General features: G+C 69.2%; 15 protein-coding genes, 6 tRNA genes and 2 riboswitches. Of the genes, 16 read left to right on the plus strand and 5 right to left on the minus strand.

The window, feature by feature from the left end:
* The first annotated feature begins 65 nt into the window (after nucleotides 1–65).
* Together G6034_RS09360 and G6034_RS09365 are read left to right on the plus strand one after the other, a co-directional pair.
* Nucleotides 66–563: a MarR family winged helix-turn-helix transcriptional regulator gene (locus tag G6034_RS09360; protein ID WP_246295566.1), complete on the plus strand. Its 498-nt coding sequence runs from the start codon at nucleotides 66–68 to the stop codon at nucleotides 561–563.
* Between the two features lie 53 nt (nucleotides 564–616).
* Nucleotides 617–678, plus strand: a riboswitch (guanidine-III (ykkC-III) riboswitch).
* Nucleotides 679–690: 12 nt separating this feature from the next.
* Complete coding sequence (locus G6034_RS09365; RefSeq protein WP_176634846.1) at nucleotides 691–1,005, plus strand: DMT family transporter; 315 nt, start codon at nucleotides 691–693, stop codon at nucleotides 1,003–1,005.
* 65 nt (nucleotides 1,006–1,070) lie between these two features.
* Here G6034_RS09365 and G6034_RS09370 read toward each other — a convergent pair.
* The 5 genes from G6034_RS09370 to G6034_RS09390 form a co-directional block, all read right to left on the minus strand.
* Nucleotides 1,071–1,145 (minus strand) — tRNA-Val (locus G6034_RS09370).
* A 67-nt stretch (nucleotides 1,146–1,212) separates the two neighbouring features.
* Nucleotides 1,213–1,285: transfer RNA gene (locus G6034_RS09375), tRNA-Gly, on the minus strand.
* 62 nt (nucleotides 1,286–1,347) lie between these two features.
* Nucleotides 1,348–1,419: transfer RNA gene (locus tag G6034_RS09380), tRNA-Val, on the minus strand.
* A gap of 63 nt (nucleotides 1,420–1,482) precedes the next feature.
* Nucleotides 1,483–1,556, minus strand: a tRNA-Cys gene (locus tag G6034_RS09385).
* A 24-nt stretch (nucleotides 1,557–1,580) separates the two neighbouring features.
* Nucleotides 1,581–1,653: transfer RNA gene (locus G6034_RS09390), tRNA-Gly, on the minus strand.
* A gap of 408 nt (nucleotides 1,654–2,061) precedes the next feature.
* On the opposite strand from G6034_RS09390, the gene G6034_RS09395 reads away from it, so the two are divergent.
* The 14 genes from G6034_RS09395 to hisG all read left to right on the plus strand — a co-directional run bounded on the left by G6034_RS09395 (nucleotide 2,062) and on the right by hisG (nucleotide 13,221).
* A tRNA-Val gene (locus G6034_RS09395) sits at nucleotides 2,062–2,136 on the plus strand.
* Nucleotides 2,137–2,282: 146 nt separating this feature from the next.
* The gene (locus G6034_RS09400; RefSeq protein WP_176634847.1) at nucleotides 2,283–3,125 is read left to right on the plus strand and encodes a cytochrome; all 843 of its coding nucleotides are present in this window, start codon (nucleotides 2,283–2,285) and stop codon (nucleotides 3,123–3,125) included.
* 113 nt (nucleotides 3,126–3,238) lie between these two features.
* Complete coding sequence (gene def, locus G6034_RS09405; RefSeq protein ID WP_176634848.1) at nucleotides 3,239–3,802, plus strand: peptide deformylase; 564 nt, start codon at nucleotides 3,239–3,241, stop codon at nucleotides 3,800–3,802.
* Entirely contained in the window at nucleotides 3,799–4,719 is a 921-nt protein-coding gene (fmt, locus tag G6034_RS09410) for a methionyl-tRNA formyltransferase (RefSeq protein WP_176634849.1), read from the plus strand. Before def ends, fmt begins: the two co-directional genes overlap by 4 nt.
* Nucleotides 4,716–6,284: an RsmB/NOP family class I SAM-dependent RNA methyltransferase gene (locus G6034_RS09415; protein ID WP_176634850.1), complete on the plus strand. Its 1,569-nt coding sequence runs from the start codon at nucleotides 4,716–4,718 to the stop codon at nucleotides 6,282–6,284. The genes fmt and G6034_RS09415 overlap by 4 nt, the downstream gene beginning before the upstream one ends.
* A gap of 21 nt (nucleotides 6,285–6,305) precedes the next feature.
* Nucleotides 6,306–6,983, plus strand: a complete 678-nt coding sequence (gene rpe, locus G6034_RS09420) for a ribulose-phosphate 3-epimerase (protein ID WP_176634851.1) — start codon at nucleotides 6,306–6,308, stop codon at nucleotides 6,981–6,983.
* 154 nt (nucleotides 6,984–7,137) lie between these two features.
* A riboswitch (FMN riboswitch) is annotated at nucleotides 7,138–7,282 on the plus strand.
* Between the two features lie 108 nt (nucleotides 7,283–7,390).
* Nucleotides 7,391–8,134 (plus strand): nicotinamide riboside transporter PnuC, encoded by a 744-nt coding sequence (gene pnuC, locus G6034_RS09425; RefSeq protein WP_176634852.1) that lies wholly within the window; start codon nucleotides 7,391–7,393, stop codon nucleotides 8,132–8,134.
* 56 nt (nucleotides 8,135–8,190) lie between these two features.
* Nucleotides 8,191–9,264, plus strand: coding sequence for a bifunctional diaminohydroxyphosphoribosylaminopyrimidine deaminase/5-amino-6-(5-phosphoribosylamino)uracil reductase RibD (ribD, locus tag G6034_RS09430; protein WP_176634887.1), 1,074 nt, complete (start codon nucleotides 8,191–8,193; stop codon nucleotides 9,262–9,264).
* On the plus strand, nucleotides 9,265–9,924 hold the full coding sequence (locus tag G6034_RS09435) for a riboflavin synthase (protein ID WP_176634853.1): 660 nt from the start codon (nucleotides 9,265–9,267) through the stop codon (nucleotides 9,922–9,924).
* Nucleotides 9,921–10,601 (plus strand): 3,4-dihydroxy-2-butanone-4-phosphate synthase, encoded by a 681-nt coding sequence (ribB, locus tag G6034_RS09440; protein ID WP_176634854.1) that lies wholly within the window; start codon nucleotides 9,921–9,923, stop codon nucleotides 10,599–10,601. Before G6034_RS09435 ends, ribB begins: the two co-directional genes overlap by 4 nt.
* Nucleotides 10,594–11,286, plus strand: a complete 693-nt coding sequence (gene ribA, locus G6034_RS09445; RefSeq protein WP_176634855.1) for a GTP cyclohydrolase II — start codon at nucleotides 10,594–10,596, stop codon at nucleotides 11,284–11,286. Before ribB ends, ribA begins: the two co-directional genes overlap by 8 nt.
* Complete coding sequence (gene ribH, locus G6034_RS09450) at nucleotides 11,283–11,768, plus strand: 6,7-dimethyl-8-ribityllumazine synthase (protein WP_176634856.1); 486 nt, start codon at nucleotides 11,283–11,285, stop codon at nucleotides 11,766–11,768. The genes ribA and ribH overlap by 4 nt, the downstream gene beginning before the upstream one ends.
* A 260-nt stretch (nucleotides 11,769–12,028) precedes the next feature.
* Entirely contained in the window at nucleotides 12,029–12,292 is a 264-nt protein-coding gene (locus G6034_RS09455; protein ID WP_176634857.1) for a phosphoribosyl-ATP diphosphatase, read from the plus strand.
* Between the two features lie 83 nt (nucleotides 12,293–12,375).
* The gene (gene hisG, locus G6034_RS09460; RefSeq protein ID WP_176634858.1) at nucleotides 12,376–13,221 is read left to right on the plus strand and encodes an ATP phosphoribosyltransferase; all 846 of its coding nucleotides are present in this window, start codon (nucleotides 12,376–12,378) and stop codon (nucleotides 13,219–13,221) included.
* The last annotated feature ends 4 nt before the right edge of the window (nucleotides 13,222–13,225 follow it).

Genomic DNA, 13,225 nt, shown 5'->3' on the forward strand with positions numbered 1-13,225 from the left:
CAAGATATTTGAAGATGAAGAGAAAAATGATGCCTTTGAGCCGAGAATGGCGGAAGATGGGTCCCATGGAACCACATGACCCCACAGGAGAACTCATGGCTGCCATGCGCGGGTTCACATATGAATCAGACCGCTATGTGGAACGGACCGCCGCATTGCACGGACTGCACCGCACGGACTTGAATGCCCTGGGGTTCCTCATCCGCCCCAGCACCCCGGAGCGCCCGCTGACCCCGGGAAGACTGGGGGAGGCCCTGAACCTGAGCTCCCCGGCCACCACGGCCCTCGTGGACAGGCTGGAACGCTCGGGCCACGTGAACCGCCGGCGCAGCCAGTCCGACCGGCGGCAGGTCGAGCTGGCCATGACGAACCATGCGCGGGACGTCGGGCGCGCTTTGTTCACGCCGCTGGCGCAGCAGCTGCGAGGCGCCGCGGAGAAGTACACGGCCCCGGAGATTGAGCTCGTGACGCGCTTCCTGCTGGACATGACCTCGGCCACGGAAGCGGCGCGGAATGCCCTCACAGTGCCCGCAGCCGGGACACCGGACGCGCCGGCGAGCTAAGTCTGGTGCGCCCGGGGCGATTCCCCCCGGCACCGCCGGGTGTGCCAAGATGGCAGGAGCCAGCAGGCACCCGGACGAGGTGCGCCGTACCCGGCCAGCGACAAGACGGCGTGGTGGAGGAATTCCCATGGCGTGGCTTGTCTTGATTGTCTCCGGAGTCCTTGAGGCCGTATGGGCCACTGCCCTGGGCAAGAGCGAGGGCTTGAGCAAACTGCTGCCCAGCATCGTCTTCGTGGCGGCCCTCGGGGCCAGCATGGGTGGCCTTGCCTGGGCCATGCGGACGCTGCCTGTCGGCACGTCCTACGCTGTGTGGGTGGGCATCGGCGCGGCCCTGACCGTCGCCTACGCCATGGCCACCGGCACGGAGGCCGTGTCCCTGCTGAAGGTGCTGCTCCTGGGGGGCCTGGTCGGCTGCATTGTGGGGCTGAAGCTGGCCCACTAGCTTAAACGTACGCCGCTTAACGCACGACGGCGACGCAAGGCTTGCGTCGCCGTCGTACGTCTGGATGGTGGGCGATACTGGGATCGAACCAGTGACCTCTTCCGTGTCAGGGAAGCGCGCTACCGCTGCGCCAATCGCCCCAAGGGGTGGTGGATCGGAAAAACTGCCGGAATCCGAGGACTCCGGCAGTTCCTTCCGTTACATCCGAGCGGTTGACGAGATTCGAACTCGCGACATCCACCTTGGCAAGGTGGTGCTCTACCAGCTGAGCTACAACCGCATCATGTTGCTGCACTACTTTAGCCGACTTTCACCAGCAGAATGAACTTTCCGGTTCATCCGTGGGCGATACTGGGATCGAACCAGTGACCTCTTCCGTGTCAGGGAAGCGCGCTACCGCTGCGCCAATCGCCCAATGCATCCCACCGGCACTGTTCAGATCAACAGTGCCGTGACATACCTTGGTTCAGCCTAAAATGGAGGTGGGAACGGGATTCGAACCCGTGTACACGGCTTTGCAGGCCGTTGCCTCGCCTCTCGGCCACCCCACCGTGAGTGCTGAACGGTGTCCTGCGAGCGGTTGACGAGATTCGAACTCGCGACATCCACCTTGGCAAGGTGGTGCTCTACCAGCTGAGCTACAACCGCAGAAGCATCATTTCCCAGCCCGACGCGTTTCCGCCCCGGTGTTCCGTGTTGCTGCGATGAAAACTGTACCCGAGCTATTTCCCAAACGCCAAATCGAACGGGGCGCCCACCCGCGCCCCGGCGGGGCTGTGGCAGCGGATCGCAGCAACGGCGCGGAAGTTGGACCGTCGACCTGAATTACAGGGCTGTGATTCGAGGGCGTTTGGCGGCCCTGGGGGAGGGGCTTGCGGCCCCGGCCCCGGACCATCGGACAGTGTGGCCGCTCCCGGTTCTGGCGTCCCGCGGCGCGGTCCGCCCCAGGGCGCGCGCAGTTTTGGCCCGATTATGCAGACCTGGGAAATTTGGGCTATTCTTTTGAACGCACCAGGGAATGCCGCAGGATCCGAAAGCATCCAAACGGACAACTTTGGGCGATTGGCGCAGTGGTAGCGCGCTTCGTTCACACCGAAGAGGTCACTGGTTCGAACCCAGTATCGCCCACCAGGAAGTACAGCCCCGCCGGCCTGCCGTCAACGCAGGGGAGCGGGGCTTTTCCGTGCCACGCCCCGGGTGTTATCCACAGCGGGTGTTATCCACAGCCGGACGCTGCCGGCCCGCAGAGTGTCGGCGGGTAGTGAAATAGTGGAACCATGACGGCACCAGCATTGGCACACACCACCGACCTGGGGCGCATGTACGCCCGCTCCCTCACGGACCCGCCCAAGGTCCCCTCCATCACCACGGTGATAGGCCAGCAGGCAGCGAGCCTGGACGGCTGGATCGGCTACATGGCCGCCAAGGCCGTGGCGGGGCACCCGGACCTGGCCGCCGCAGTGGGCAACCCGGGCCAAATGCGCACCGTGGTGCGGGACAGTTCAAACGCGGCCGAACAATACCGCGACGCGGCCGCGTCGCGCGGGGACCGGGTCCACCACTACTGCGAACAGGTGGCGCTGCGCGCCCTGGGCCGTCCGCACCAAATGCCGGAGGCGCGGGCCGAGCTGGCCGAACAAGGCGAGGAAAATTTCGCCGTCCGCTTCGACTCCTGGTGGGACGAGTACAAGGTCCAGCCGCTGGCGCCGGAAATCACGGTGTGGAATGAAACCCTTGGCTATGCAGGCACCCTGGACCTGGTGGCCGTCATCGGCGGCAAGCTGTGCATCATCGACTACAAGACCAAGGGCACGGACCGCAACGGCCAGGTGAAAAGCCTCGACGCCAAGGTGGTCATGCAACTCGTGGCGGGCATGAAGGCCGAGGAGTCCATCGTGGACGAGTCCGCCGGCGCCTGGGAAGCCTGGAAGTACGGCCAGGACCCCGTGCTGCTCGGGGTGGCCGTCGGTGAAACCGAGGTCCGCACGCTGCGCGCCAACCCGGCCGTGCTCAAGCAGCACTGGTTCAAGTTCGCCTCCCTGCGCCGCGTCTGGCAGACGTCGCTGGACGCGGCCCAGGCCGGGGCGCCACTGCTGCCCATCGCCCCGCCCGCCGGCTGAGCGCCCGGCCGCCGTCGGCGCGCAGGCACCCGGGACGGGCCAACTAGACTGGATGGCGGAGCTGTCCCGCAGCCCGCAACGGCACGCACCTGAAGCAAAGTGAGGTCCCACCCATGGCCATCTTGAGCATTCGCCTCATTGGCGACCCCGTCCTGCGGACCCCAGCCTCGGATGTGACTGAGTTTGGCCCGGAGCTGGCCAAGCTGGTCGAGGACATGGCCGAGACCATGGCCGATGTCAGCGGCGCCGGGCTCGCCGCACCGCAGGTCGGCATCAGCAGGCGCATCTTCACCTACGCGGTGGACGGCCACGAGGGCCACGTCATCAACCCCGTGATTGCCGCCAGCGACGACTTCGCCCCCGACGAGCCCGAGGGCTGCCTGTCAGTCCCCGGCCTTGGCTTCCGCGTCCGCCGGCACCGCTGGGTGCGGCTCACCGGCGTCGACATGAACGGCCAGCCGCTGGACATGGAAGCCACCGGCATGCTGGCGAAGTGTTTTCAGCATGAAACGGACCACCTGGACGGGAAGCTCTATGTGGACCGGCTCGAAGGCGAGGACCGCAAGGCCGCCCTGCGCTCCATCCGCACGGCCAATTACCACAACGTCACGGCCCAGACCCTTACCAAGCGTGCCCGCACCGTCGGCTCCGCGTTCGGCGCCGGTGCCGCCGGATGAGGGTGTTGTTTGCCGGGACCCCCGCCGTCGCCCTGCCGTCCCTCGAGGCGCTCCGGGCCGCCGGGCATGAGATTGTCGCGGTCCTGACCCGCCCGGACGCGCCGCTCGGCCGCAAAAGGGTCCTCACGCCGTCGCCCGTCGCAGTGCGGGCCGCCGAGCTCGCCCTGCCCGTCATCAAGGCGGACAAGGTCGACGCCGCTGCGCGGGAGGCCATCGCGGCCGCCCGTCCCGAGGTGGCCGCCATTGTGGCGTACGGCGCCCTCGTGCCTGAATCCGCACTGTCCATCCCGGAGCGCGGGTGGGTCAACCTGCACTTTTCCCTGCTGCCTGCCTGGCGCGGGGCCGCCCCCGTGCAGCACGCCGTGATCCACGGCGACGACCTCACCGGCGCGTCCACCTTCCTCCTCGACAAGGGCCTGGACACCGGGGATGTCTACGGCACCATGACCGAAGCCATCCGCCCCGACGACACCAGCGAGGCACTGCTGGAGCGTCTTTCGCACAGCGGCGCGGTGCTGCTGGCCCAGACCATTGACGGCCTGGCCGCCGGACGCCTCACCGCCGTTCCGCAGGAGGGCGGGGTCTCCCTGGCGCCGAAGCTTGCGCTGGAAGACGGCCACGTGAACTGGCAGGAGCCCGCGACGGCCATCGACCGCAGGGTCCGCGGCGTCACCGCCGAGCCGGGCGCCTGGACGCGGCTGCGTGGCCAGCGCGTCAAGCTCCGCCCCGTCACGGTGCGTCCGGATGTCAGGGGGCTGGCGCCCGGGCAGCTGCGGGTGGACCCCAGGGCCGTCCTGGTGGGCACAGGCTCCCACGCCGTCGAACTGGGCATGGTCCAGCCGGCCGGCAAGAAATCCATGAAGGCAGGCGACTGGGCCCGCGGCCTGGCCAACAAGGAAGATGTGGTGTTTGAATGACCAGCGAGCAAGGCGGGCCTTCGGGCCGGTCCAACCGGCCCGGCGGTGTCCGGCGACGCGACGATGCCGGACGTGAACGCAACCGGGGCACCGGGCGCAACCGCACGGAGTCGGCACCGTCCCAGCGAACCCGCGCGGCGGACCCCGCCCGCCTGGTCGCCTTTGAAGTGCTCCGGGCCGTTTCCGGCGACGACGCCTACGCCAACCTGGTCCTGCCGGCGCGCATCAGGAACCACCACCTGGACCGGCGCGACGCCGGCTTTGCCACGGAGCTTGCGTACGGCGCCCTGCGCGGCCAGGGCACCTACGACGCCATCCTGGCCCGCTGCGTGGACCGCCCGCTGGCCGAGCTGGACCCGGCCGTCCTTGACGCACTGCGCATTGGCGTCCACCAGCTCGTGGCCATGCGCGTCCCGGCCCATGCGGCCCTCGACCAGACGGTGGGCCTGGCCCGCGCCGTCATCGGCGCCGGCCCGTCCGCGCTGGTCAACGCCGTGCTGCGCAAGGTCGCGGCCCGGGACCTGCCCGCGTGGCTCGCGGAATTGACCGCCGGGCTCACGGATGAGGTCAAGATCGCCTCCCTGGTGCATTCCCACCCCGAATGGATTGTCCGGGCGCTGCGCCAGGCGCTGGTGGCCCACGGCCGCGACGTCTCCGAAATCACGGCGGTGCTTGAGGCCGACAACGCCGCCCCCGTGGTGAACCTCGTGGCGCTGCCCGGGATCGGCAGCCTGGAGGAGGCGTTCGACGCCGGATTCACCCCCGGCCCGCTCGTCATCGACTCGGCCCTGTCCTCCGGCGGGGACCCGGGCCGTCTGGCCAGCGTCCGCGGGGGCACCGTCCGCGTCCAGGACGCGGGCTCGCAGCTGGTTGCCCGCGCCCTGGCCGGCGTGGAGTTGAAGTCCGGGCTCGACGGCGGCGAGGAGCGCTGGCTCGACATGTGCGCCGGCCCCGGCGGGAAGGCCGCGCTGCTCGCCGCCCTGGCCGCCGAAAGGGGCGCCTGGATCCTGGCCAACGAGCCCTCCGCCCACCGCGCCAAGCTGGTGGCCCAGGCCATGGCTGCCGTCCCCGAGGACGCCTGGACGGTGCGCACGGGTGACGGCCGCGACGTGGGACGCGACCATCCGGCGTCGTTCGACAGGATCCTGGTGGACGCCCCCTGCACCGGGCTCGGCGCCCTGCGCCGCCGCCCCGAATCCCGCTGGCGCCGCCAGCTCTCCGACGTCTCCGAACTGGGCCCGCTGCAGCGCGAACTCCTCAACTCGGCGCTGGACGCCGTCAAGCCCGGGGGGGTGGTCGCCTACGTGACGTGCTCGCCGCACGCGGCGGAAACCATCGCAGTGGTGGACGACGCCCTGCGCAGGCGCGACGACCTGGAACTGCTCGACGCGGGCGCCGCCCTGGACGCCGCCAGCCTGACCGGGGACCTCGGCGCCGGCAACGCCGCAGGCAAGGCCGCAGGCAATGTACTGTCCCCGCTGCCCACCCACCGGATGACGGCCCAGCTGTGGCCGCACCTGCACCAGACCGACGCCATGTTCCTGGCCCTCATCCGCAAGCTCTGACCGTACCGAAAGGCAGGCACCATGCCCAGCTCCGCGCTGCAGTGCTGCATCAACCCCAGCATCCTCTCCGCCGACTTCGCCAACCTTGAGGCCGAACTGGCCCGCATCGCCAACGCCGACGCCGCCCATGTTGACGTCATGGACAACCACTTTGTGCCGAACCTGACCATCGGCCTGCCCGTGGTGGAACGGCTGCAAAAGGTCAGCCCGGTGCCCCTGGACGCCCACCTGATGATTGCAGACGTGGACCGCTGGGCGCCGCAGTTCGCGGACGCCGGGCTGGCGTCCGTGACATTTCATGTCGAGGCCTCCGACGCCCCCATCCGGCTGGCCCGTGAACTGCGCGCCCGCGGGGCCAGGGCAGGCATGGCCCTGCGCCCGGCGACCCCGGTGGAGCCCTACCTGGACATGCTCCCGGAGCTGGACATGTTGCTGATCATGACCGTGGAGCCGGGCTTCGGCGGCCAGGCGTTCCTGGACGTCATGCTGCCCAAGATCCGCCGGGCGCGCGCCGCCGTCGACGGCGCGGGGGTGGACGTGGCCATCCAGGTGGACGGCGGCATCACGGAGGAGACCATCACCCGCGCCGCGGAGGCCGGGGCGAACGTCTTCGTCGCCGGCTCAGCCGTGTACGGGAAGCCTTCCCCGGCGGAGGCCATCGAGTCCCTGCGCGCCAAGGGCCGACTCGCCTTCGGCTGAACCCGCCGGAAATGGAAACGGGCGGGGCCGTGTCGGCACCCCTGCAGGCAGGGATGCCGCCGCCGAATTTGGCGGCACGGGCGGAGGTGCCATAATGAAGGGGACGTCCGCCACCACGGCGGACGCCAGGCAGTACCAAATTCAAAGCAACATCAACGTGCTCCGGGGTCGGTGTAATTCCGAACCGGCGGTTATAGTCCGCGACCCGCGCGCAGCAGGCTGGAAACAGCAGGCGGCGCACGGTTGATCTGGTGAAATTCCAGTACCGACAGTTAAAGTCTGGATGGGAGAAGCACGAACACTTTTGGCTTGCCGCCAAAGTGTGCCGCAACAGGCGGCACGTTCGCGGCGGCGCCAAATCTGTACGTTACCCCCGGAGCCATCGCGGTTCGAAAGGGTGGGTAACAGTGGACTTTCTGCGATGGCTCTTTGACGCCAAGTATGAATTCGCCGGCGGCGGGTTCCTCCTCTGGCGTGAAGTCATGGGCAATCTCTTTGGGCTCGCCAGCGCCCTCGGCGGCATGCGCCGTAAAATCTGGGCCTGGCCGGTGGGCATCGTCGGCAACGCGCTCCTCTTCACGGTCTTCATGGGCTCGGTCTTCGGCTCGCCCGTCTATGCGAACCTGCTGGGACAGGCCGGGCGACAGGTCATGTTCATCGCCGTCTCCATCTACGGCTGGCAGCGCTGGCGCCAGTCCCGCGCCCTGAAGCACGACGCCGGTGGCTCCCCGGGCGCGGCCGTCGCCCCGCGTTGGGCCGGGACCCGGACGCGCTGGCTCCTGGTGGCCGCCATGATCGGCGGCACGGCGGTCCTCACCCCCGTGTTCCGCGCCCTGGGCTCCTACGAACCCGTGGGGGCGGATGCCTGGATCTTCATGGGCTCGCTGCTGGCCACGTACGGCATGGCCAAGGGCTGGGTGGAATTCTGGCTCATCTGGGTGGCCGTGGACCTTGTGGGCGTGCCGCTGCTTTTCAGTGCCGGCTACTACGCCTCCGCCTTCATGTACATCTTCTACGGGGCGTTCACGCTGGCCGGATTCTTCGTCTGGTGGAGAGCGGGGCGCAATGCCGCATCCGCCGGGTCCGCGGGCGCCGCAACTGCGCCGGCGTGGCCGTCCCCGGCACCGTCGGAAACGAGGGCAGTCCAGTGAATCCCACCACACGGCGCCATGACACGGAGGCCTTCAGCGACGCGGTCGTGGTCGCGATGGAGACGGCCCTGGCGGTGGCACGGCAGGGCGTGCGCGGCGCGAACCCCCTGGTGGGCGCCGTCATCATCGACGCCGACGGCACCGTCCTGGCCATCGGCCGGCACCTCGGGGCCGGCACGCCGCACGCCGAGGCTGACGCCATCAACTCCCTGCGCGGGACCCGCCGGGACCTCTCGGCGGCCACCATGGTGGTCACGCTCGAACCGTGCAACCACCAGGGCCGCACGTCCCCCTGCTCCCAGGCCATCATCGAGGCCGGCATTGGCAACGTGGTCTATGCGGTGGATGATCCCCACGCACCGGCCGCGGGAGGGGGGGAGAAGCTGCGCCGCGAAGGCATCAACGTCCGCTCGGGCCTCATGGCGGACCAGGCGCTGGAGCTTAACCGGCAGTGGTTTGCCGCGGTCAGGGCTGGCCGGCCCTTTGTCACTGCCCGGCTTGCCCAGACCGTGGACAGCCGGATCGCCGCGGCCGACGGCACCAGCCAGTGGATCACCTCGGCGGAATCCCGGGAGGATTCGCACAAGCTGCGGGCCCGGGTGGACGCCATCGTGGTGGGAACGGGCACCATCTTCGGGGACAACCCGCGCCTGACGGCGCGCGACGCCGACGGCGGCGACGCCGGGCACCAGCCGCTGCGCGTCGTCATGGGCCTGCGCGACGTCCCCGGGGACGCCGCGGTGCGGCTGCGCACCGCCCCCGGATTCCTGCAGCTGCACACCCACGACCCCGCCGTCGTCGTGCACGAACTCCACAGCCGCGGGGTGGGGCACCTCATGATCGAGGGCGGCTCGAAGGTGAGTGCCGCCTTCCTGGCCGCAGGCCTGGTGGACGAGCTCATCGTCTACCTGGCACCCACCCTCCTGGGGTCCGGGATCCCGGCCCTGAACGACCTGGGCATCGGCACGCTGGCCGACGCGCAGCAGTGGGAATGGGACGACACCACCTCCGGCCCCGTCGAGCGGCTGGGCCCCGACCTCAAGCTCACGCTCATGCCGGCCAGGCAGCCGGCCACCAACGCACGTGCCGGCAGCACCGCTGCCCACACCACCACAGAAGGACGCGAGTAAATGTTTACCGGAATTATTGAAGGCCGCGGCACCGTGGTCCGGCTCCAGACCACCCCGGACTCGGACAGCGCGACGCTGGTCCTGGACACCGCAACGTCGGGCGACACCATCCGCGGGCTGCCCCTGGGCGGCTCCCTCGCCGTCAACGGCGTCTGCCTGACGGCCGTGCGGATCGACGGCACCGTGGTGGAGGTGGACGTCATGGGCGAGACCCTCCAGCGCACCACCACGGGTGCGCTGGCCGTTGGCGCCACCGTGAACCTGGAACGCTGCGTGCCGGCCGGCGGACGCCTGGACGGGCACGTGGTCCAGGGCCATGTGGACGGCGTGGGCGCCCTGCTGGAACGCGAAAGCCAGGGCAATTGGGACCGGCTGCGGTTCTCCGTGCCCGCCCCGCTGTCCCGCTACATCGCCGAAAAGGGCTCCATCGCCGTCGACGGCGTCTCGCTCACGGTCACGGCCGTGAGCCCGGCGCAGGACGCGCGGCAGTGGTTCGAGGTGGGCCTGATCCCCGTCACGCTCGCCAACACCGGGCTGGGCGGCAAGGCTGTGGGGGCGCAGGTGAACCTGGAGGTGGACGTGCTGGCCAAGTACGCCGAACGCCTGCTGCAGTTTGCCGTCCCGGCCGCCGCCGCCGGCGCCGGGGTGGTGCTGCCATGAGCGCGCTGACCAACCCGGAGACCCTGCTGGATCCGGTGTCCGCGGCCGTCGCGGCCATCGCCGCCGGGCAGGCCGTGCTGGTGGTGGACGACGAGAAGCGCGAAAACGAGGGCGACATCATCTTCGCCGCCCAGCACAGCACCCCGGCCCTCATGGGTTGGACCATCCGGCACAGCTCGGGCGTCATCTGCGTCCCCATGGAAGACGACCGGGCCGACGCCCTGGCGCTGCCGCCCATGGTGGCGCACAACCAGGACGCCAAGGGCACCGCCTACACGGTCAGCTGCGACGCCGCCGTCGGCGTGAGCACCGGCATCAGCGCCACCGACAGGTCGCTGACCGCCAGCGTCCTCGCCGACCCCTCGTCCAGGCCCGACGCCCTCACCCGGCCGGGGCACATGTTCCCCCTGCGCGCCGTCCCCGGGGGGGTGCGCCAGCGGCCCGGGCACACCGAGGCGTCCGTCGAGTTGTGCAGGCTCGCCGGCTGCGAACCGGTCGCGATCATCGCCGAAGTGGTGGACGACGCCGGCCAGATGGTCAGGCTCGACGGCCTCCGGGAGTTCGCGGACGCCAACTCGCTGGTCCTGATCTCCATCGCGGACCTGGTGGCGCACCTCAATGCGAGCGGCGCGGCAGTTGGGACGACGGCCGCCGCGGCGGGGGGCCACCATGAGTGAGGCCGTCGCGGCACGTCGCGGCGGTGCCGCCCCCGACGCAATTGTTACGGGCGGGCCGGCTGTGACATTGCCCACGCCTTTCGGGGTTTTCCAGGCCCAGGCCTGGGTTGACTCCGCCACCGGCGCCGAGCACCTGAGCCTCAGCGCGCCCGGCGGGGAAGCTGAATCTGGCGGGTCCGGCCCCCTGGTCCGGCTTCACTCGGAATGCCTCACCGGCGACGTCTTTGGCTCCTTCCGCTGCGACTGCGGTGAACAGCTGGACTATGCGCTGGAAATGATCCACCGCCAGGGGGGCACCCTGGTCTATCTCCGCGGCCATGAGGGGCGCGGGATCGGGCTGGCCAACAAGATGCGCGCCTACAGCCTGCAGGAGGCCGGCGCGGACACGGTGGAGGCCAACGAACAGCTGGGCCTGCCCGTGGACGGGCGCGACTACGCCGCCGCGGCGGGCATCCTCCACGCCCTGGGGCTCGGCAGCATCCGCCTGCTGAGCAACAACCCGCTGAAATCGGAGGACCTTTTGCGCCACGGCATCAGCGTCACCGAGATCGTCCCCACGCACGTACCGGCCCGCGCGGAGAACCTGCACTACCTGGAGACCAAGCGCGACCGCATGCACCACACCCTCGACATCACCTCGCCCTACCCGGCACCCCACACACCCACGGAAGGACCCACCACATGAGCGGCCACGGAGCACCCGTCATCGGATTCAGCGGCGAGGAAAAGTCGCAGGCATCGGGCCTGTCGCTGGCCATTGTCGCCGCCAGCTGGCACACCGAAATCATGGACGGCCTGCTGGCCGGCGCCCTGCGCGGCGCCGCCGACGCCGGCATTGACAACCCCACGGTCATCCGCGTCCCCGGCTGCTTCGAGCTGCCCGTTGCCGCGGCGCGGCTGGCACCGCGCTACGACGCCGTCGTCGCCCTTGGCGTGGTCATCCGCGGCGGGACACCGCACTTCGACTATGTGTGCCAGGCGGCCACCATGGGTCTGACCGACGTCAGCGTGCGGACCGGCAAGCCCGTGGGCTTCGGCGTCCTGACCTGCGACACCGAGCAGCAGGGCCTGGACCGCGCCGGCCTGCCGGGCTCCGTGGAGGACAAGGGCCATGAAGCGGCGACGGCGGCCCTGGCCACCGCCCTGACCCTCGCCCACGCGGGCTAGCCCCTCCGGCGGGCCTGTCCGTTAGCAAAGCCCGCCCTGTTGGACACAATGACACCCATCCGGCGTCGAAGGTGTCATTATCTCCAACCTCAGCGGATTCCTGGCGGCGGCGTGGGCGGGACCTTCATGATTTCGGCAGGCCCAGACGCCAGGCGCCGGCCAGTCGCCACCCATTCGGCCCGTGGTCGAATTTCACACATGCCGGACAATGACCGACCTGAAATCCTTGAACCCGGGCGCGACCCGTTAGGCTGGAAACCGTGAAAACCTTCGAAACACTATATGAGGAGCTGCGTGAGAAAGCCGCAGCCCGGCCGGCCGGCTCCCGTACCGTCGCCGAACTGGAGTCCGGCATCCACGGCATCGGCAAGAAAGTGGTCGAGGAAGCCGCCGAGGTGTGGATGGCCGCCGAATATGAATCGGACGAGGCCTGCGCCGAGGAGATTTCCCAGCTGTTCTACCACCTGCAGGTCATGATGATCGCCAAGGGATTGACGCTTCAGGACGTTTACAAGCATCTCTAGCCACATTCGTGGCCCGTGCATGCCTGAACGGGCGCCGAATCCCGGCGCCGCCCGACGTAGAACCGACCTGAAAGACATTTTCCATGCTTAGAGTTGCCGTCCCCAACAAGGGCGCCCTGTCCGAAGCCGCCTCCGCCATGCTGGCCGAGGCTGGCTACCGCCAACGCCGCGACAGCCGTGAACTCGTCATGGTGGACCCGGAAAACAACGTTGAATTCTTTTTCCTGCGCCCGCGCGACATTGCGGTGTACGTCGGCGCCGGCACGCTCGACGTCGGCATCACCGGCCGCGACCTGCTCCTGGACGCACAGGTGGACGCCGACGAACTGCTGCCGCTGGGGTTCGCCATCTCAACCTTCCGCTTCGCGGGCCCCGTGGGCCACTTCACCACGGCCGCCGAGCTCGAAGGCAAGCGCCTGGCCACGAGCTACGACGTGCTCCTGCGCACATACCTGACGGAGCTGGGCATCAACGCCAAGGTGGTCCGCCTTGACGGCGCCGTGGAATCCTCGGTGCGCCTCGGAGTGGCCGACGCCATTGCCGACGTGGTGGAGACCGGCAGCACGCTCAAGGCCGCCGGCATGGAAATCTTTGGCGACGCCATCCTCAATTCCGAGGCGCTGCTGATCGGGCGCCGCGGCGTCACCCCGCCTCCCGGCGTCGAGGTCCTGATCCGCCGCCTCCACAGCGTCCTGGTGGCCAGGCAGTACGTCCTGCTCGACTACGACGTGCCCAAGGCCCTGATGGAACAGGCCACCGCGCTCACCCCCGGGCTGGAATCGCCGACGGTCTCGCCGCTGCGTGATTCCGACTGGGTTGCCGTCCGTTCCATGGTTTTGGCCAAGGACACGAACCGCATCATGGATGAGCTCTATGACCTCGGGGCGCGCGCCATCCTGGTCAGCAACATCCACGCCTGCCGCATCTAAGGGG

This window comes from Arthrobacter wenxiniae (assembly GCF_013376105.1).
GTDB lineage: Bacteria > Actinomycetota > Actinomycetes > Actinomycetales > Micrococcaceae > Specibacter > Specibacter wenxiniae.